Here is a 17116-nt window from a genome sequence, read left to right as displayed (position 1 = left end):
GTGTGCACCTCGGAACTGTGGGCACCAAAGCGCTGTTTCGGTGCACAGAGCGTTTGTCGACCAACGGCCCGGCCCTTCAGGTGGTAAGATCGGTCAGGAGCTGAAGCATCAGGTTGGCGCCTTTTTCGATATCGGCCCAGTTGCTGTGTTCTTCGGGCGCGTGGCTGATCCCGTTCCGGCTTGGAACGAACACAAGCAGCGACGGGCACAGGGCCTGCATGGTCTGGGCATCATGGCCCGCACCGGACGGCATGCGTTTGGCCGGAACCCCGAGCGCCCCGGCGATCCGCAGGGCATGGTCCGCTAGAGGGACGTCGAGGGCGGCCGGCGGCAGCCAGCTGCGTTCAAAAATCCTGTGCGTCAGCCCATTCTTGTCCGCTTTGCGCCGGATGACTTTGCTCAGTTCCCGCTTCAGCGCCCGCATCACCGCTTCATCGACATCCCGCAATATGACCGTGAATGCGGCCATTCCGGGGATGGTATGCGGATGGTTTGGCGTCAGGTCGACCCGGCCGATGGTGATCCGGCTCTGGTCCGTCCCGTGGTCACGAACAAGGTCGGGAATAGCCGCGCTCACCTCCGCCAGACCGGCAAACGCATCGGCCCTCATGTCCATCGGCGTCGTGCCCGAATGGTTGGCAGCGCCGAAGAGGACGCATTCCAGAGAGCACACGCCCGACACCCGGTCCGCGACACCGATCGCGATCCCCTCCGCCTCCAGAACAGGACCCTGTTCGATGTGAAGCTCAAGAAAGGCTTTCACGCTGCCGGGCGGGCGGGCGGATGTGAAAATGGCTTGCGGGTCCAAACCTTGCGCAGTCATGGCGTCTGTCAGCAAGAAACCTCCGGCATCGGCTGCGGTCTCCAGCCAGCCGGGGCTGACCTGGCCGGTGATTGTTTGCGAGCCCAACATGCCGCCAAACCGACCCTCTTCCTCCGAGGTTGCGGCCACTTCAATCGGGACCTTGAGCGTCAGCCCCGCCTCCTTGATCGCGCGCACGCATTCCAGCGCGACACACGCGCCCAACGCGCCGTCGAACGCACCGCCTTCGATCACCGTATCCAGATGCGAGCCGATCAGGATGGCAGGACCGTCCGGATCGCCCAGGCGGCCGAACAGGTTGGCCGCCCCGTCCCGGCGTGTCGCCAGGCCGTCTGCGCGCATCTGGTCTTCAAACCAGGAAATGCAGGCCATGTGCGCATCGGAGAACCCCGGCCGGTTGAACCCGCCCGTCACCGGATTGGCCCCGAAGGCGTTGACCCCGGCAAGCAGGGCCCTGAGACGATCCAGATCGATTTTCGCCGGCGCCAGGCTCATGGAATTTCCTTCAAAGATTCAGACGTTTGGAATAGCAAGCCTGCCAAGAGCAATCGCCAGAGTTGAAATCAATATGAAATAATTATTGCGACGACGCAATTAAACATGATTAATTATTCAAAGCCAAAACGAGGGGAATAATCATGAAGAAGCTTCTGGCCACGGCGCTTGCCTCGGCCTTTGTGGCGTTTGCGCCCCCGGTGCATGCGCAGACACCGCCCAATGTGCTGGTTGTCGGGCAGATCGCGGAACCCAAGTCGCTGGATCCGCATGCGGTCACCGCCGTGAACGACTTCCGCATTCTCTTGAACCTTTATGACGGTCTGGTCCGCTACAAGGACGGCACGCTGGAGGTCGAGCCGTCCCTGGCGGAAAGCTGGACGATTTCCGGCGACGGAAAGACCTACACATTCAAACTCCGGGAAGGCGTCAAGTTCCATGACGGGTCCGACTTCAATGCCGCAGCGGTGAAGTTCAATTTCGACCGGATGCTGAAGGAAGACCACCCCTATCACGACACCGGGCCGTTTCCGCTGGCGTTCTTCTTCTCGACCGTCGAAGAGGTCATCGCCGAAGACCCCATGACCGTGACCTTCAAGCTGAGCGCGCCCTATGCGCCGTTCCTGTCCAATCTTGCCTATCCGACCGGCCTGATCGTGTCGCCGGAGGCCGTCAGGCAGCACGGCGCCGACTTTGGCCGCAACCCGTCCGGCACGGGCGCCTACAAGTTCGCCGAATGGGACGCCAATGCCAAAATGGTCGCCGTGAAAAACGAGGCCTATTGGGACGGCGCGCCGGATCTGGAAGCCGTTATCTACCGCCCGATCACCGATGCCAACACGCGGATTGCCGAAATGCTGTCCGGCGGTCTGGACGTGATGGTCGAGGTGCCGCCCGACAGCCTGCAGCAATTCAAGCAGGACGAAAATTTCTCGGTTCTGGAACAGGCAGGACCTCATGTCTGGTTCCTGATCCTGAACACCCGGGAAGCGCCATTCGACAGCAAGGCCGCCCGTCAGGCCGCCAACTACGCGATCAACAAGACGGCCCTGGTCGACAACATCCTGCAGGGCACGGCGGAAGTTGCCGCAGGCCCGACCCCGCCCGCATTCGCCTGGGCCTACAACGAGACGCTGGAGCCTTATCCGTATGATCCGGAAAAGGCCAAGGCATTGCTCGCTGAAGCCGGCTACGTGGGTGAGGAAATCACCTTCTTCGTCACCGAAGGCGGGTCCGGAATGCTCGATCCGGTTGCCATGGGAACGGCGATCCAGGCCGATCTGGAAGCGGTCGGCATGAACGTGAAGATCGAGACCTACGAGTGGAACACCTTCCTGGGCAAGGTCAATCCGGGTCTGGAGGGTCAGGCAGCCATGGCCGAGATGGCGTGGATGACCAACGATCCCGACACCCTGCCCTTCCTGGCTCTGCGCACCGAAGCCATGCCGGAAAACGGCGGCTTCAACTCGGGCTACTACTCCAACCCGAAGGTCGACGAACTTCTGGAAAAGGCCCGTCAGGTGACCGATCAATCCGAGCGCGCCGCGCTCTACAAGGAAATGCAGGAGATCGTGCAGGACGATGCGCCCTGGGTCTTTGTCGCGAACTGGAAACAGAACGCGGTGACCAAGGCCTCCGTTGAAGACTTCAAGCTTCAGCCGTCCTTCTTCCTGATGCTTCAGGATGTGAAGAAACCGATGTGACGACAGCCCCCGGCGGCGCCATCGCGGTGTTGCCGGGGCCGTTTGCGTGCAGTTGCAGCACACATGCTTTTCATTCGTGCCAATGGGGGAGAGTGCATTGGCCGGCTATATTGCCAAACGTCTTCTGGCTGCCATCCCGGTCCTGTTCGGGCTGACCATCATCGTCTTCCTGATCATGGCCATGATCCCCGGCGATCCGGCAACCGCCATTCTGGGCTCTTACGCCACACCGGAAAATGTCGCCAAGCTCAACAAGGACCTCGGCCTCGACAAGACCTTGGTCGAGCAATACCTCATCTGGATCGGCAATCTGTTTGAAGGCGATCTCGGGCGCTCCTACACGCTCAACCGGCCCGTTCTCGACGAGGTTCTGGAACGGTTTTCGGCCACGCTGATCCTCGCCGGGACCGCGCTCGTGCTGTGCTCGATCCTCGGGCTGATCGCCGGGATCATTTCTGCCGTACGCCAGTATGGCTGGGCCGACAAGGCCATCACGCTTCTGGTGCTGATCGGCATTTCAACGCCGTCCTTCTGGCTCGGCCTGCTGCTGATCCTCGTCTTTGCGGTCAATCTGAAGCTTTTCCCGGTCTCGGGCATGTATGCGATCTATGGCGGCGGCGACCTGCCCGACCTTCTCCATCACCTTGCCCTGCCCGCCTTCACGCTGTCGGTGGTCGCAACCGGCGTGATTGCGCGCCTGACGCGGACCGCCATGCTTGAGGTTCTGCGCCAGGACTATATCCGCACGGCCCGCGCCAAGGGCCTGAGCGAACGCAAGGTGATTTACAAGCACGCCTTCAAGTCCGCCCTTGTCAGCATCATTCCGGTGATCGGCATCCAGGCCGGTTTCGTGATCGGCGGCGCGGTCTATATCGAAACCGTGTTCCAGTGGCCCGGCATCGGCTCCATGCTGGTGAAGGCCATCTCCACCCGCGATCTCCTGCTGGTTCAGGGCGGCGTTCTGGTGGTCGCGGCAGCCTATGTCCTGTTCAATCTGCTGGCCGACGTCGTGCAGACCCTGCTGGATCCGAGGTTGCGCTGATGGCCGAAACAACGCTTTCCGCACCAGCAAAACCGGCGCCGAACTCCAACCGGCCGGGCACCGCCGCGCTGTTGCTGAACAACACGCTGGCAACATCCGGCCTTGCCGTTCTCCTGGCGATCTGCCTGATCGCCCTCGCCGCCCCGATCCTGCCCCTGCCCGATCCGGATGTGACCGCGCCGGCCAACCGGTTGTTGCCGGTCTTCAGCGAAGGGCATCTTCTGGGCACGGATCATCTGGGCCGGGATCTGCTCTCCCGGCTGATCTGGGGCACGCGCGTCTCTCTTGCCGTCGGCCTGTCGGCAACCGCCATTGCCGCGTTTTTCGGCTCGCTGCTCGGGCTTGTGGCCGGGTATGCGGGCGGGCGCACCGATGCCGTAATCATGCGCGGCATCGACATGGTCATGGCCTTTCCCTACATCCTGCTCGCCCTCGCAATTGTGGCCGTGCTCGGCCCGGGGCTGTTGAACGCGCTCTACGCCATTGCGCTGGTCAACATCCCGTTCTTTGCCCGCAACATCCGCGGGATCACGCTGGGGCTGTCCCGGCGCGAATTCGTCGATGCGGCAAGATTGTCGGGAAAATCCCCGGTCCAGATCCTGTTTCTCGAAATCCTGCCCAACGTGCTGCCGGTGATCGTGATCACCATGTCGACCACCATCGGCTGGATGATCCTGGAAACGGCCGGGCTGTCGTTTCTGGGCCTTGGTGCGCAGCCGCCGCAGGCCGACCTCGGCTCGATGCTGGGCGAAGGACGGAAGATCCTTTTCACCGCCCCGCATGTGTCGATCATCCCGGGCCTGATGATCTTTGCGCTCGTCATGAGCATCAACCTGTTCGGCGACGGCGTGCGCGACATTCTCGATCCGCGCCTGAGAGCCGGGTCGCTGACCCGTCCGGTATCCCGCACGGCGGTCGAGCGCGACTGCACTTCCGTGCCGCAACCGTCCAGCGAAGACGGTGTTCTGGACGTGCGCGGCATGCGCACGGAGTTTCAGATAGGCTCATCGGTCTACAAGGCCGTCGGCGGCGTCGATTTGCATCTGAAGCAGGGCGAATGCCTGGGCATTGTCGGGGAAAGCGGCTCGGGCAAGTCGGTCACCGCCATGTCGATCATGGGGCTGGTGCCAACCCCGCCCGGCCGCATATCCGGCGGCGCGGCCTATCTGGAGGGCGAAGATCTGTTTGCCGCCAGCAACCGGCGCATTAAGGATCTGCGCGGCGGGACCGTTGCCTATGTCTTTCAGGATCCGCTGTCGACCCTCCATCCCCTGTTCACCGTGGGTGACCAGCTCAAGGAAGCCATCAGCACGCACCAGCCACTGTCCGGAAAGGCGCTGACGGACAAGGCGGTCGAGCTGCTGACGCTGGTCCGCATCCCGAATGCAAAAGAGCGCCTGTCCGCCTATCCGCATGAACTGTCCGGCGGCATGCGCCAGCGGGTCTGCATTGCCATGGCGCTGGCGAATGACGCGAAGGTGCTGATTGCCGATGAGCCGACCACCGCGCTCGATGTCACCGTTCAATCGCAGGTGCTGACCCTGATGAACGGCCTGCGGCGCGAGAAGAACACCGCGGTGCTGTTCATCACCCACGATTTCGGGGTCGTCTCGGCGTTATGCGACCGGGTCGCCGTCATGTATGCGGGCAAGATCGTGGAGACGGGAACCACCGAGGACGTGTTGTCCAACCCGCGGCATCCCTACACCGCGAAGCTGATCGACTGTGTGCCGGTCCTGGGCCAGCCCGAACGCCGGGTCGATGCCATCGAGGGCCGTCCGCCGGTCGTGAACAACCTGCCGGACGGATGCGCCTTTGCCGCCAGATGCCCGCGCGCCCGGGCCGCGTGCCGCCGGGGCGAAATTGAACTTGAAATGACCACCGGGGACAGTGGCGTGCGGTGCCTGTTTCCGCTCGGCAAGGGAGAAGACGCATGAACCAGCAGTCCCCTCCAGGCACCGGCGGGGCCCCGCTTCTGGCCATGACGGATATCGAACGGGTGTTCGGCGGCGAACGGAAACTGTTCGGCGGGCACAATCCCGCGGTCCATGCCGTTCAGGGCGTCAGTCTTGATGTCAAGCGCGGCGAAACCCTTGGCGTTGTCGGCGAATCCGGTTGCGGCAAGTCGACCCTTGCCCGGCTGGTGACCGGCCTTGATCATCCAACGGCTGGAACGATCACCTTTGAAGGCCAGGATCTTGGCGCCCTGTCGCGGAAGGACCGCAAGGCGCTGGCCAGCAAGGTCCAGTATGTGTTCCAGGATCCGGTCGCCTCGCTCAATCCGCGCAAGACCATCCGCTCCATTTTGGAAGCGCCCTTGAAGCACCTGACCCGCCTTGACGCAGACGGCCGGGAAAAGCGGCTGGCGGACATGCTTCAGGCGGTGAACCTTTCGCCCGAGTTTCTGGAGCGCTATCCGCACGAGTTTTCCGGCGGCCAGGCGCAGCGGATCGGCATTGCCCGCGCTCTTGCCGCCAAGCCGGAGCTGATTGTTCTGGATGAACCGGTCTCGGCGCTGGATGTCTCTGTGCAGGCCCAGGTTCTCAATCTTCTGGATGACCTGAAGGCCCAGTTCGGGCTGACCTACATCTTCATCAGCCACGACCTGTCCGTCGTCGAGAGCGTCAGCGACCGGGTGGCGGTGATGTATTTCGGCCGTCTGGCGGAAGTCGGCCCGGCCCGTGAGGTTTTCCGCGCGCCGCTCCATCCTTACACGGATCTGTTGATGCGCTCGGCCCCGGCGCCCGGCCGTCACAACCTGATGTCGGAGGACGCGGCCGCCGAGTTGCCTGATCCCTATAATCCGCCGAAGGGCTGCGCCTTCGCGGCCAGATGCGGCCAGGCAACCTCGCTTTGCCTTGCAGAAAAACCGGCCCCCGATGCTGCAAAGGGGACAGACGACGCTCATTTTGCAGCTTGCCATCATCCGCTCGCACCGGCAGAAGCGGTCAAAGCGAATGTTGCACCGGACACCACATGACTGCATCAGACGGCTCACCAGACGTCAAGACCCGCAAACGCCTGCGCAGGCCCGATGCGCTGGCGCGAAAGATCCGCGAACAGATCGTCGAAGCCGGCTTGAAGCCGGGCGACCGCCTGCCCAACGATTGGCTCGCACCGGAGATGGTCAAGGTATCCCGGGGAACGCTTCGAGAAGCGCTCAAGGTGCTGGAATTCCAGGGGCTGATCACCAGCCGCAGCGGCCCCGGTGGCGGCGTGTTCGTCGCTGCCGTTGAACCGGGCGAGGCAATCCGCCTGCTCGACAACCTGTTCCTGTTCAAGCCGCCCTCCATTTCCGACATTTACACCCTGCGCAAGCAGCTGGAGCCCGAGCTTGCGGCCTCAGTTGCGGGCCATTTGACCGAAACGGCGTTCCAGTCGCTGCAGTCTTGCATCCGGCTTTACGAGGACGAACCGGAGACGGCCGAACAGGAGTATGCCCAGCGCCTTGCCGAGCTCGACTTCCACGAAGAGCTGACGCGCCATTGCCCGAACCCCATTCTCGCGTTCACCTGTTCCTTCCTCCTCAGCCTGCTTCGGGACATGACGGTCTGCCGGTCTATCTATTGGGAGAAAAACCCGTCGCTGCGGGAGACCGGGCTGCACTATCAGGTTCGATTGCTCAGAGCGATCAAGGTGGGGGACGCGGAACTGTGCCGGATGATCATGCGCGGCCACATGATCGAGGCGGAGAAATTCATGCTCGAACGCGCGGCCATGCGCGGCCGGAGCGCGGAAGAACCAACGACGGCCAGAACCGGGGACGTGTCCATATGAGCCAGCACCTGCACCTTGCGCATACGATCCACAAGCACTCGACGCATCTGGGCTGGGACCGGACGATTGAGCCGGTGCGCACGGCACAAAGCGGCGATAGGCTTCTGTTTGAATGCAAGGACGCAGCCGGAGGGCACTTCAACGCCGAAAGCACGGCAGAAGACGTCGGCCGGATGAACCCGGACCTTGCAAATCCCGTCACAGGGCCGGTCTTCATTGAAGACGCCGGGCCCGGCGATGCCCTCAAGATCGTGATTGAGGAGTTCAACCCCTCCGGTTTCGGCTGGTCGGCCATCATACCCGGTTTCGGGCTGCTGGCGGACCAGTTCACCGACCCGGCGCTCAAGTTGTGGTCCTATGATACGGCGGCGCAGCTGCCGGCCGTGTTCTCCTCCGAGGCGGGAGTGCCGCTGAAACCGTTTATCGGGACAATCGGCGTTGCACCCGCGGCTCCCGGCCGGCACTCGGTCATCCCCCCGCGCCGGGTCGGCGGCAACATGGACATCCGCGACCTGTGCGCAGGAACAACGCTCTATCTTCCGGTCGAAGTGCCGGGCGCGCTGCTCTCAATCGGCGACACGCACGCCGCACAAGGCGATGGTGAGGTCTGCGGCACAGCGATCGAAAGCGCAATGGATGTTGTTGTTTCGGTCGAAGTGGTCAAGAACGCCGCGCCCAAGACCCCGCGCTTCATCACAGAAGGCCCCGTCACCCGCCATCTGGATGCCAAAGGCTATGCTGTGACAACCGGTGTTGGTCCTGATTTGATGCAGGCCGCCGGCGACAGCGTCAGTTCGATGATCGACCTTTTGACCGGCATGACCCAGATGTCGGCCGAAGATTCCTACATGCTGTGTTCGGTCTGCGGCGACCTGCGCATTTCGGAGATCGTCGACGCGCCAAACTGGGTCGTGTCGTTTTACTTCCCGCGCCTTGTGCTGGGCTGACGGCCTGATACCGTCCCAAAGAGCCTACACCGCCGTCGGGTTTGGCTCCGGTCTGTGAGTGATGAAAATTGTCCATTTAAGAGCTTGTGCCGGGTATTCTCTTCATACATATTCAAATATAAGAATTTAAAGAAAGGGAACGCCATGTCTTTGTCCCGCCGTGCCTTTCTGTCCGGCTGCGCCGCGATGCCGTTTTGTGTGCCTCTTGCCCGGTTCGCCGTGGCGGAAACGACCATCGGCAACGGCACGCTCACGACCCTCAGCGACGGGCATCTTACCCTGCCTGGCAGCTTCATCTTCGAGCCCATGCCGCAGGACGATCTGGCGCCGCTTTTGAGCCAGGCCGGGATCTCCAAGACGACGCTGACACCAGACTGCAATGTCTCTCTTTATCGGGACGGAACCAATACCGTGCTGTTCGATGTGGGAGCCGGACCTGACTTTCAGCCTTCGGCCGGAAAACTGCTTGATGCCTTGGGCAAAGTAGATGTTGCACCTGAAGACGTCACCCACGTGGTCTTCACCCATGGCCACCCTGACCACATTTGGGGCCTGCTTGACGAGTTTGACGATCCGCTGTTTTACGATGCGACCTACATGATTGGCCGGGCGGAATGGGACTATTGGATGAACCCGGAGACCGTAAACACGATCGGAGAAGCCCGTGCGTCCATGGCCGTCGGTGCGAAACGGCGGCTGGAGGCGATCGAGGACGCGGTTGAGTTCTTTAACGGCGGAGACGAAGTGCTGCCCGGTATACAAGCCGTCTCAACACCCGGCCACACGCCGGGACATATGAGTTTCGAGGTGCGTCAAGGCTCCGAAGCGGCGCTGGTGATCGGCGACGCAATCGGCAATCATCATGTTGCGTTTATGCGGCCGGAATGGCCGAGCGGTTCGGATCAAGACAGCGATCTGGGCGCAAAAACCCGCGCGGCCCTTTTCGACCGGATCGTCGCCGACGATCTGAAGATCGCAGGTTTCCATTTGCCCAAAGGCGGGATTGGTCATGTGGAGCGCAACGACTCCGAATTCCGCTTTGTCCCGGAGGCTTCGTGATGCGCGTTCTTGGAGTGCTTTTGTCCGCCGTTCTGGCGGTGTCCGCGGCGCATGCCAGTGAGGACATTGCCGACCAATACCCGGGCTCGCCGCTGTATTCAAAGCCGGTGGAGGTCATTCCGCATGTCTGGTCGGCGATCGGCGCCACCGCGCCGCCGACCTACGAAAACTCCGGGCACAACAACAATCTCAGTTTCATCGTCACCGGGGATGGCGTCATCGTGATCAATGGCGGCGCGGCATATGTCCTTGCTAAGGCACTGCACGACGAGATCAAGGCCAATACCGACCAGCCCGTGCGACTAGTCATCGATGAGAATGGCCAAGGGCACGCAATGCTCGGCAATTCCTATTGGGCTGAACAGGGTGTTCCGATCCTGGCCCATGTCGACGCCGCCCGCGAAATCGAAGAGCGCGGCAACCAGATTCTGGAAGTCATGAAACGCTATAACAGGGACAAGGCCGAGGGCACGTTTGTTGCTCCACCGACCGAAACATTTCAAGACAAGCATGTCATCGAGATGGGAGATTTCCGGATCGAGGTGCTGCACCTCGGCCCGGCCCACGGCCCCGGCGATACCCAGGTCTGGCTACCGGAACAGAGCCTTGTGATCGCAGGCGACATGGCGTTTCACGAACGCATGCTGCCGATTTTCGAAGATACAATTGTCGCGGACTGGCTGGAGACATGGGAGACCGGCTTTGAGGCCCTGAACGCAACCTATGTCATTCCGGGCCATGGCCACCCGACCAACATGGCGCAGGTGCGCCGGTACACGCGCGACTACCTTGCCTATCTACGGAAAAAAATCGGCGAGCATCTGGACGATGGCGGCGACCTTGCCGACGCCTACTATGTCGACCAGTCCCCCTATGCGCATCTCGACACGTTCGAAGAACTTGCGACCAAAAATGCCGGCCGGGTCTATGAACAAATGGAATTTGAGTGAGGCCGCAGCGTTACGCTGCGACCGGCCGGCGTGCCAGTTCGCACCGGGTCCATAGGCTCTCCAGCGCGGTCACCAGGTGCGCGATGTCCTCTTGGGAATGAACCGGAGACGGTGTGATGCGGAGGCGTTCGCTCCCCTTCGGAACCGTCGGATAATTGATGGGCTGGATGTAGATCCCGTGGTCTTTCAACAAAACGTCCGAAATGAATTTACACTTCACCGGATCGCCTACCATGACCGGGATGATATGGCTCGGATTGTCCAGATGCGGCAGACCGATTTCATCAAGACGTCGGCGGACTGCAGCAACATTCTCCTGCTGCCGGCGGCGCTCTTCACTGCTGCACTTTAAATGCCGGATCGAAGCTGCTGCACCCGCGGCAACTGATGGCGGTAGGGCTGTGGTGAATATGAACCCGCTGGCAAATGAACGCACAAAGTCGCAAAGCTCGGCCGATGCGGCGATGTAACCGCCCACAACTCCGAACGCCTTTCCAAGAGTGCCTTCAACCACGGTAATGCGGTCCATGACCCCGTCCCGCTCGGCGATACCGGCACCGCGCGCGCCATAAAGCCCGACCGCGTGCACCTCATCAAGATAGGTCATCGCCCCGTAGCGATCCGCCAAGTCACAGATCTCGCGAATTGGTGCGATGTCGCCATCCATCGAATAAACGCTCTCGAACGCGATCAGTTTTGGCTGCCCGTCCGGGAGCTCGGCGAGCTTTCTCTCCAGATCCTCAAGGTCGTTGTGTTTCCAAATCACCTTTCCGGCGCGGCTATGCCGGATCCCCTCAATCATAGAGGCATGATTGAGCGCATCAGACAGGACTACGCAGTCCGGAATGCGCGCGGCCAACGTTCCAAGTGCCGACCAGTTCGCCACATACCCGGAGGTGAACAAAAGCGCGGCGTCCTTGTTGTGCAGATCGGCAATCTCAGCCTCCAAAAGCGCATGATCATGCGTGTTGCCGGAAATGTTGCGCGTGCCTCCCGCCCCGGCGCCGCACCGGTCGAGGGCCTCATGCATAGCGGCCAGCACAGTGGGGTGCTGGCCCATACCGAGGTAGTCATTTGAACACCAGATCTTCACGTCCCCAGCACCGTTGTGCCAGCTGGCATTGGGGAAGTTGCCGCAGTGGCGCTCAAGTTCTGCGAAGGTCCGGTAATTCCCGTCCTCTCGCAGAGTGTCGAGCTCTGCGCGAAAAAAGCCGTTGTAGTCCATCAATTCCCCACGGCCTCCGCAACGATTTGCTGCATCAGGTTCTCGACTGCCTGCATGGATCCATCCGGATAGTCCCTATGACCGATGGTGACGCCATTGTCGGTCTCCATAACGAAGATCCCGTAGGGACAATGGGTGATGTTCATGGGGTCTTTTTCCATCACCTGCCGGGAAATGACCGCAGAGCAAAACAAGAAAATATCGGCGTTTTTGAATATCATCGCCTCGCTCCCGACATCCTCACCGGTGCGGTTCAGCATGTCGCCCACATGGCTGACGTAATCGATGACGAGCCCCTGGCCGACGATCGCGTTCTCGACAGCAAAGGTGGCGTCTTCAAAGGATCCATCGAAAGCATAGGTAAACGGCTCTTCTGCCTGCGCAGAAGCCATGAAGCCGATGCTCATCGCTGCAGCAAGTATAAAGCTTTTCATAGCTTGTGCCTCCTTGTGGCCGGGCAAGCTTCGAACTGCGGCGCCCCGTGGTTTTTAGGTTTGAAAAACCTCAGGTGCGCCGCAATCTCTAATCATCCGAGCATGTCGGTGGTGATGCCCGTGTACCACCCTTCGGATTCCTCGTAGGTCGCCTTGCGCAGGTCGGCGCTTTCTCCTGTTTGGGAAATAAACCCGTCAACCTTGGCGATTTTTTCCGGCGTTGCTTCATAGGTTGCGCCAACCTTGACCCCATCGTTCGAGGCGATAAGCGACCAGCAGGTGTTGGCAAACTTCGCCGGGAACACCTTTGAGCCTGTAAGAGCACCGCGGACTGCGTTGGCGCAAACCTTGGCTTGAGAGTTCGCGGAATAGCCTGACTTGGGCATGTCTCCCTGGCTTGCGGCGTCGCCAAGCACATAGACGTCCGCATCTGCTTTCGTTGACATGTCCGCCGCGTTCACCGGTGCCCAATTGCCATCGGTGACGCCTGCAAGCTCTGCAATCCGGCCTGCCTTCATGGCGGGGATCACGTTGCAGACATCCACTTTGGTTTCTTCGCCGTCGATGGTCACGGTCATTGCGGCCGGATCGACGGACACATTCCCCCCGCCGAAGTCCTCGCCAATCCAGTCGACCATGCCTTCATAGTGGTTCGCCCAGCCTTCCTGGAACAAGGACATCTTGGAGAATTTCGGTTTCGGATCCGCGACGATAATTTTGGCCGTCGGATTGTTCTGCTTGAGGAAATGCGCCACCATCGACACACGCTCATAGGGGCCTGGCGGGCAACGATACGGGTTGGGCGGAGCGACCATTGCAAACACGCCGCCTTCCGGCATGGCCTGAAGCTGAGCCTTCAGGAGCTCGGACTGAGATCCTGCCTTGTAGGCATGGGGCATTGCGTTTTGCGCGCTGAGCCCCCACCCGTCGACAGCGCCATCCACAAAGTCGATGCCCGGGCTCAGAATCAGCTTGTCGTATGGAACAGAAACGCCACCGGCCAGCGAGACTGTTTTGGCTGCCCGGTCCACACCAACGGCCCAATCATGGACCACATTCACACCACCAGCCGCCAAGCCGCCGTAGGTGTGGCCAATATCTTCGATTTCTTTGAAACCGCCGAGATAAAGGTTGGAAAAGAAGCAGGTGTAGTACTTCCGCGTCGGCTCGACCAGGGTGACATCAATGCCCCCTTTGCTATCTTTGGCCAGATAGCGGGCCGCCGTCGCCCCGCCCGCGCCGCCACCTACGACAACCACACGCGGTTTGCCTTGTGCCTTGACCATTGGCGCCGAAAGGACCGTCGCCATCGCGGCCGAAGTTCCGATAAACTGCCGTCTGTTCAGTGTCATTTCTTCCTCCATAAATGCACTGTTGTTATTCCTCGAGCCCGGCAAAATAGGCAGCCAGCGCCGCTATCTCCTCCGCGTTCAGCCGTCCTGCCATCATCTGCATGACAGGATGAGACCTTTTCTTGTTTTTGTAGGCGTGCATTGCGAGCACGAAGTCTTCCTCAGGCCACAACACGATGGACGGGATGCCGTCATCACCACCACTTGTTTGATGGCATGTGGTGCATTCGCTGCTCAGATATTCTCCGTATTCCGGATCACCCTTCAGCGCGAGAATGGCTGGGTCGATGTCATGATCGGTCGGCGATGCAGTCGGATCAGCCTCTGGTATATTGGCCGGGTTGTCGGAAAAGGCGCGCAGATACGCGATCAGATCCAGCCTGTCTTTGGGTTTTTTGAGGCCGGGGAAACTCATCCGCGTTCCGCTGGCAATGGCTTTCGGATTTTCCAAGAACGCATCCAGGGTGTCGGCATGCCATTCCAATCCGCTGGTGCCCGCTCGGCTCAGAGCCTTGGAGTACCTAAAGCCGTCATGGCTTGCAGCCTGACGCCCGAATATTCCGTTGAGATGCGGGCCAATCCGATGCTTTGCGCCATCGCCAACCTGGTGACAGCTCTTGCATTGCCGGTAAACTTGCTCCCCGGCAGCCGGGTCTCCAAAGTCATCGGCAACGGCGGCAGAAGAGATTGCCACCGCAGCTATGACAAAGATGATCCCGAAGAGCCGCATATCGATCTAGTCTCCAACCGACTTCAGATAGGCGGTGATGGCATCCAGATCCTGTTCCTTCCGGAGACCGGAGAACGCCATTTTCGTGCCTTTCATGAAGGACTTGGGCTTGGCCAGAAATTCGGCCAACGCAGCTTCGTCCCAAACCCTGCCTTCTTCATGAGCGGTCTTGAACACCTTCGAATAGTTAAAGCTTTCGACTGAGCCCATTGGGCGGCCGATCAGGCCGTTCAGCTGCGGCCCGGACTTGTTTTTCGCCCCTGCGCCGACGTCATGACAGGCTTGGCATTTGCGGAAAACCTTCTGTCCGGATGCGATAAGCTTGGGATCGATATCTGCGCTCAAAACGGCAACGCTTTCCGTCCCGCTGGCTGTATCGCTTGGTGTGTTGCTTGCCGGAGCATTCGCCACGAAGGTAGGCGTATCCTCTGCACTGGCGTCGTTCATGACCGATTCGCCGCCACCTTCCGGCGTCACGTCCAGAAATGTTGCGCGCATTGTGATCTCGACGCTTGGCTTGCAGTTTTCCATGCAAGGTTCGGTGCGCCACTTGGAATACTCGAGCTCCGGACGGTCATCGATCACAAAACCATCCGTATTGTACATTTCGAACTCGGCAAAGTTCTCGTGGCTGAGTTCGAAGTCGTCATCCACGAGATCGTTGGAGTAAAGAATGTAGGCAACGATCGCATAGGTTTCGTCCGCGGTGAGGGTCTGAGCCTCGCCAAATGGCATTGACCGATGGACATAATCCCACACGGTCGACAAATAAGGCCAGTACGAGCCGACGGTCTTTACTGGGTCTTTGTCACCCAGCGTGTCAAAGCCACCTGCCAGGACCGGCCAGTTGTCGACACCTTCAGCAAAGTCGCCGTGACAAGATGCGCATTTTTCCGCGAACACTTCATCGCCGGTGAAAACATCTCCACGGCCTTCCGGCAGTCCGCGGCCGTCGGGCAGGACGTCCACATCCCAGGCCGCCACTTCTTCAGGCATCGCTTCGCGTCCAAGGCCGAAAGCGCCTTCCTTCGGCAGGGCCGGTTCTGTCATGTCGCTGCCGGCAGCTGCGCGCTGTTCGGAAAGGACCTGGATCTCGGCAACCTTCTGACGCAGTTCGGAAACAGTTTGCGCCTCCTGGCTTGCCCGCTGGGCTGCGTCTTCCGCCTGCAGGGAGACTTGTTCAACCTTGCTTTCAAGAGAGGCAATCTTTTTCTGCCCGTAATCCATGTTTGCGATCAGCAAGGCGGCGGAAAGGGCCAGAGCGGTGCCGCCAGCGACCGGGAGGACGATTTCCTTAAGAGACTTCGACATTCTCGGCGACCCCATTTTCGTTCACAAACCAGGTTTGGATACAGTTGTTGTGATAGACGGCGTTCTCGCCACGCACCTCACGCAGCTGGTTTTTCGTTGGCTGCACGTAGCCGGTCTCGTCCATCGCGCGCGATTGCAAGAGCATGGGATTTCCGTCCCAGTCCGTGTCCAGGTAGAACCGGGTGAGCGCCTTGCTGTCGCCCTGTTTTCCAAGGCGTGCGGTTTCCCAGGTGATGCCGCCGTCCTTCGATACATCCACTCGGGTAATCTTGCCATGGCCAGACCACGCGAGACCTGAAATCACAAGTGGGCCCTGCCCATGCGTGATTGGCATTTGCGGACTTGGCGAGGTGATCACAGACTTGGCGTCCATCACCCACGTCCATTTGCGCGCAGTCCCGTCCTCGTAAACGTCAGTGTATTTGGAGGTTTCCTCGCGGCTTTCGACGGCCATGTCCGTGACTTCGATCCGGCGCAGCCACTTGACCCACATGTTGCCCTCCCAGCCGGGAACGACCAGGCGAACCGGATAGCCGTGCTCCATGCGCAGGGCTTCGCCGTTCGCCTTGAAGGCGACCAGAACGTCATCAAGGGCCTTTTCCATGGGGATCGACCGGCCATTTGAGGAGGCATCGGCCCCTTCCACATAGACCCACTTGTTCTTCAGGTCTCCAGCGGCATCCAGCCCGGCCTCTTTCAGCAATGTGCGCAGGGGAACGCCGGTGTATTCCATGTTGTGGATCATGCCATGCGTGAATTGCGCACCGTTCAGCTGGGCACCTGCCCATTCCATGCCTGTATTCGCCGCGCATTCGCAGAAATAGACGTGGTTCTCGCGGGGAAACCGCTCAAGATCGGGATAGTTAAACACAAGCGGCCGGTCGACCAACCCGTTGATCATCAAACGGTAGTCTTCCTTGCGCAGCTCGATGGCCCCCGAGTGGTGCCGCTCAAAGGCGCAGCCTTGGGGCGTGATCGTGCCGTCCAGGGCATGGATGGGTGTAAAATTGATCGAGGAGATCGGTGACGCCGTCAACCATTCAACATTCCGGCGCACGACGTCTTTCTCGAAGCTGATCGGCAAGCCGTACGGTGTCTCATCCACTCCGGCGCCTGTAAGCGAGGCCCATTCCTGAACCTCTGTGATCAGCGGATCGGCTTCCTTTGCACTCGCAGCGCCCGCCGCGACCGAGGCCCCTGCCAGAGCCACGCTTCCCTTGAGAAAGGACCTGCGGGAGGTTTTCGTGTTGTTGTCCATCAATCCGGCT

15 protein-coding genes are annotated in these 17116 nt (G+C 60.4%); 8 read left to right on the top strand and 7 right to left on the bottom strand.

What is annotated here, in order from left to right; genetic code table 11:
- Window positions 1-76: 76 nt before the first annotated feature.
- The gene (locus JM93_RS15080; protein ID WP_145345008.1) at window positions 77-1318 is read right to left on the bottom strand and encodes a Zn-dependent hydrolase; all 1242 of its coding nucleotides are present in this window, start codon (window positions 1316-1318) and stop codon (window positions 77-79) included.
- 143 nt (window positions 1319-1461) lie between these two features.
- On the opposite strand from JM93_RS15080, the gene JM93_RS15075 reads away from it, so the two are divergent.
- The 8 genes from JM93_RS15075 to JM93_RS15040 all read left to right on the top strand — a co-directional run bounded on the left by JM93_RS15075 (window position 1462) and on the right by JM93_RS15040 (window position 10796).
- A complete protein-coding gene (locus JM93_RS15075; RefSeq protein WP_145345005.1) occupies window positions 1462-3021 on the top strand; it encodes an ABC transporter substrate-binding protein in 1560 nt (519 codons plus the stop codon).
- Window positions 3022-3118: 97 nt separating this feature from the next.
- On the top strand, window positions 3119-4063 hold the full coding sequence (locus JM93_RS15070) for an ABC transporter permease (RefSeq protein WP_145345003.1): 945 nt from the start codon (window positions 3119-3121) through the stop codon (window positions 4061-4063).
- A complete protein-coding gene (locus JM93_RS15065; RefSeq protein WP_145345000.1) occupies window positions 4063-6000 on the top strand; it encodes a dipeptide/oligopeptide/nickel ABC transporter permease/ATP-binding protein in 1938 nt (645 codons plus the stop codon). The genes JM93_RS15070 and JM93_RS15065 overlap by 1 nt, the downstream gene beginning before the upstream one ends.
- Window positions 5997-7043 (top strand): ABC transporter ATP-binding protein, encoded by a 1047-nt coding sequence (locus tag JM93_RS15060; RefSeq protein WP_145344998.1) that lies wholly within the window; start codon window positions 5997-5999, stop codon window positions 7041-7043. Before JM93_RS15065 ends, JM93_RS15060 begins: the two co-directional genes overlap by 4 nt.
- Window positions 7040-7840, top strand: a complete 801-nt coding sequence (locus tag JM93_RS15055; RefSeq protein WP_145344995.1) for a FadR/GntR family transcriptional regulator — start codon at window positions 7040-7042, stop codon at window positions 7838-7840. The genes JM93_RS15060 and JM93_RS15055 overlap by 4 nt, the downstream gene beginning before the upstream one ends.
- Complete coding sequence (locus JM93_RS15050; RefSeq protein WP_145344992.1) at window positions 7837-8787, top strand: acetamidase/formamidase family protein; 951 nt, start codon at window positions 7837-7839, stop codon at window positions 8785-8787. Before JM93_RS15055 ends, JM93_RS15050 begins: the two co-directional genes overlap by 4 nt.
- A gap of 144 nt (window positions 8788-8931) precedes the next feature.
- Entirely contained in the window at window positions 8932-9846 is a 915-nt protein-coding gene (locus JM93_RS15045) for an MBL fold metallo-hydrolase (protein WP_145344989.1), read from the top strand.
- Complete coding sequence (locus JM93_RS15040) at window positions 9846-10796, top strand: MBL fold metallo-hydrolase (RefSeq protein ID WP_145344986.1); 951 nt, start codon at window positions 9846-9848, stop codon at window positions 10794-10796. The genes JM93_RS15045 and JM93_RS15040 overlap by 1 nt, the downstream gene beginning before the upstream one ends.
- Before the next feature lie 10 nt (window positions 10797-10806).
- Here JM93_RS15040 and hemA read toward each other — a convergent pair whose 3' ends face one another.
- The 6 genes from hemA to soxC all read right to left on the bottom strand — a co-directional run bounded on the left by hemA (window position 10807) and on the right by soxC (window position 17106).
- Entirely contained in the window at window positions 10807-12021 is a 1215-nt protein-coding gene (hemA, locus tag JM93_RS15035) for a 5-aminolevulinate synthase (RefSeq protein WP_145344983.1), read from the bottom strand.
- Window positions 12021-12455 (bottom strand): DUF302 domain-containing protein, encoded by a 435-nt coding sequence (locus JM93_RS15030; protein ID WP_145344980.1) that lies wholly within the window; start codon window positions 12453-12455, stop codon window positions 12021-12023. Before JM93_RS15030 ends, hemA begins: the two co-directional genes overlap by 1 nt.
- A 92-nt stretch (window positions 12456-12547) precedes the next feature.
- Window positions 12548-13807, bottom strand: a complete 1260-nt coding sequence (locus JM93_RS15025; protein WP_145344976.1) for an NAD(P)/FAD-dependent oxidoreductase — start codon at window positions 13805-13807, stop codon at window positions 12548-12550.
- A 25-nt stretch (window positions 13808-13832) separates the two neighbouring features.
- Complete coding sequence (locus JM93_RS15020) at window positions 13833-14537, bottom strand: c-type cytochrome (RefSeq protein WP_145344973.1); 705 nt, start codon at window positions 14535-14537, stop codon at window positions 13833-13835.
- Window positions 14538-14543: 6 nt separating this feature from the next.
- Window positions 14544-15848, bottom strand: coding sequence for a c-type cytochrome (locus JM93_RS15015; RefSeq protein ID WP_145344970.1), 1305 nt, complete (start codon window positions 15846-15848; stop codon window positions 14544-14546).
- Entirely contained in the window at window positions 15832-17106 is a 1275-nt protein-coding gene (gene soxC, locus JM93_RS15010) for a sulfite dehydrogenase (RefSeq protein WP_196220713.1), read from the bottom strand. Before soxC ends, JM93_RS15015 begins: the two co-directional genes overlap by 17 nt.
- Window positions 17107-17116 lie beyond the last annotated feature (10 nt).

The organism is Roseibium hamelinense, from assembly GCF_007830545.1.
Lineage (GTDB): Bacteria > Pseudomonadota > Alphaproteobacteria > Rhizobiales > Stappiaceae > Roseibium > Roseibium hamelinense.
Note: the sequence above shows the minus strand (reverse complement) of the source record. Positions and strands in the feature narration are given on the sequence as shown.

Coding starts and splice junctions, on each gene's coding strand:
- JM93_RS15080 (WP_145345008.1), bottom strand. CDS start 1,318: ATGAGCCTGGCGCCGGCGAAAATCGATCTGGATCGTCTCAGGGCCCTG.
- JM93_RS15075 (WP_145345005.1), top strand. CDS start 1,462: ATGAAGAAGCTTCTGGCCACGGCGCTTGCCTCGGCCTTTGTGGCGTTT.
- JM93_RS15065 (WP_145345000.1), top strand. CDS start 4,063: ATGGCCGAAACAACGCTTTCCGCACCAGCAAAACCGGCGCCGAACTCC.
- JM93_RS15060 (WP_145344998.1), top strand. CDS start 5,997: ATGAACCAGCAGTCCCCTCCAGGCACCGGCGGGGCCCCGCTTCTGGCC.
- JM93_RS15055 (WP_145344995.1), top strand. CDS start 7,040: ATGACTGCATCAGACGGCTCACCAGACGTCAAGACCCGCAAACGCCTG.
- JM93_RS15050 (WP_145344992.1), top strand. CDS start 7,837: ATGAGCCAGCACCTGCACCTTGCGCATACGATCCACAAGCACTCGACG.
- JM93_RS15045 (WP_145344989.1), top strand. CDS start 8,932: ATGTCTTTGTCCCGCCGTGCCTTTCTGTCCGGCTGCGCCGCGATGCCG.
- JM93_RS15040 (WP_145344986.1), top strand. CDS start 9,846: ATGCGCGTTCTTGGAGTGCTTTTGTCCGCCGTTCTGGCGGTGTCCGCG.
- hemA (WP_145344983.1), bottom strand. CDS start 12,021: ATGGACTACAACGGCTTTTTTCGCGCAGAGCTCGACACTCTGCGAGAG.
- JM93_RS15030 (WP_145344980.1), bottom strand. CDS start 12,455: ATGAAAAGCTTTATACTTGCTGCAGCGATGAGCATCGGCTTCATGGCT.
- JM93_RS15025 (WP_145344976.1), bottom strand. CDS start 13,807: ATGACACTGAACAGACGGCAGTTTATCGGAACTTCGGCCGCGATGGCG.
- JM93_RS15020 (WP_145344973.1), bottom strand. CDS start 14,537: ATGCGGCTCTTCGGGATCATCTTTGTCATAGCTGCGGTGGCAATCTCT.
- JM93_RS15015 (WP_145344970.1), bottom strand. CDS start 15,848: ATGTCGAAGTCTCTTAAGGAAATCGTCCTCCCGGTCGCTGGCGGCACC.
- soxC (WP_196220713.1), bottom strand. CDS start 17,106: ATGGACAACAACACGAAAACCTCCCGCAGGTCCTTTCTCAAGGGAAGC.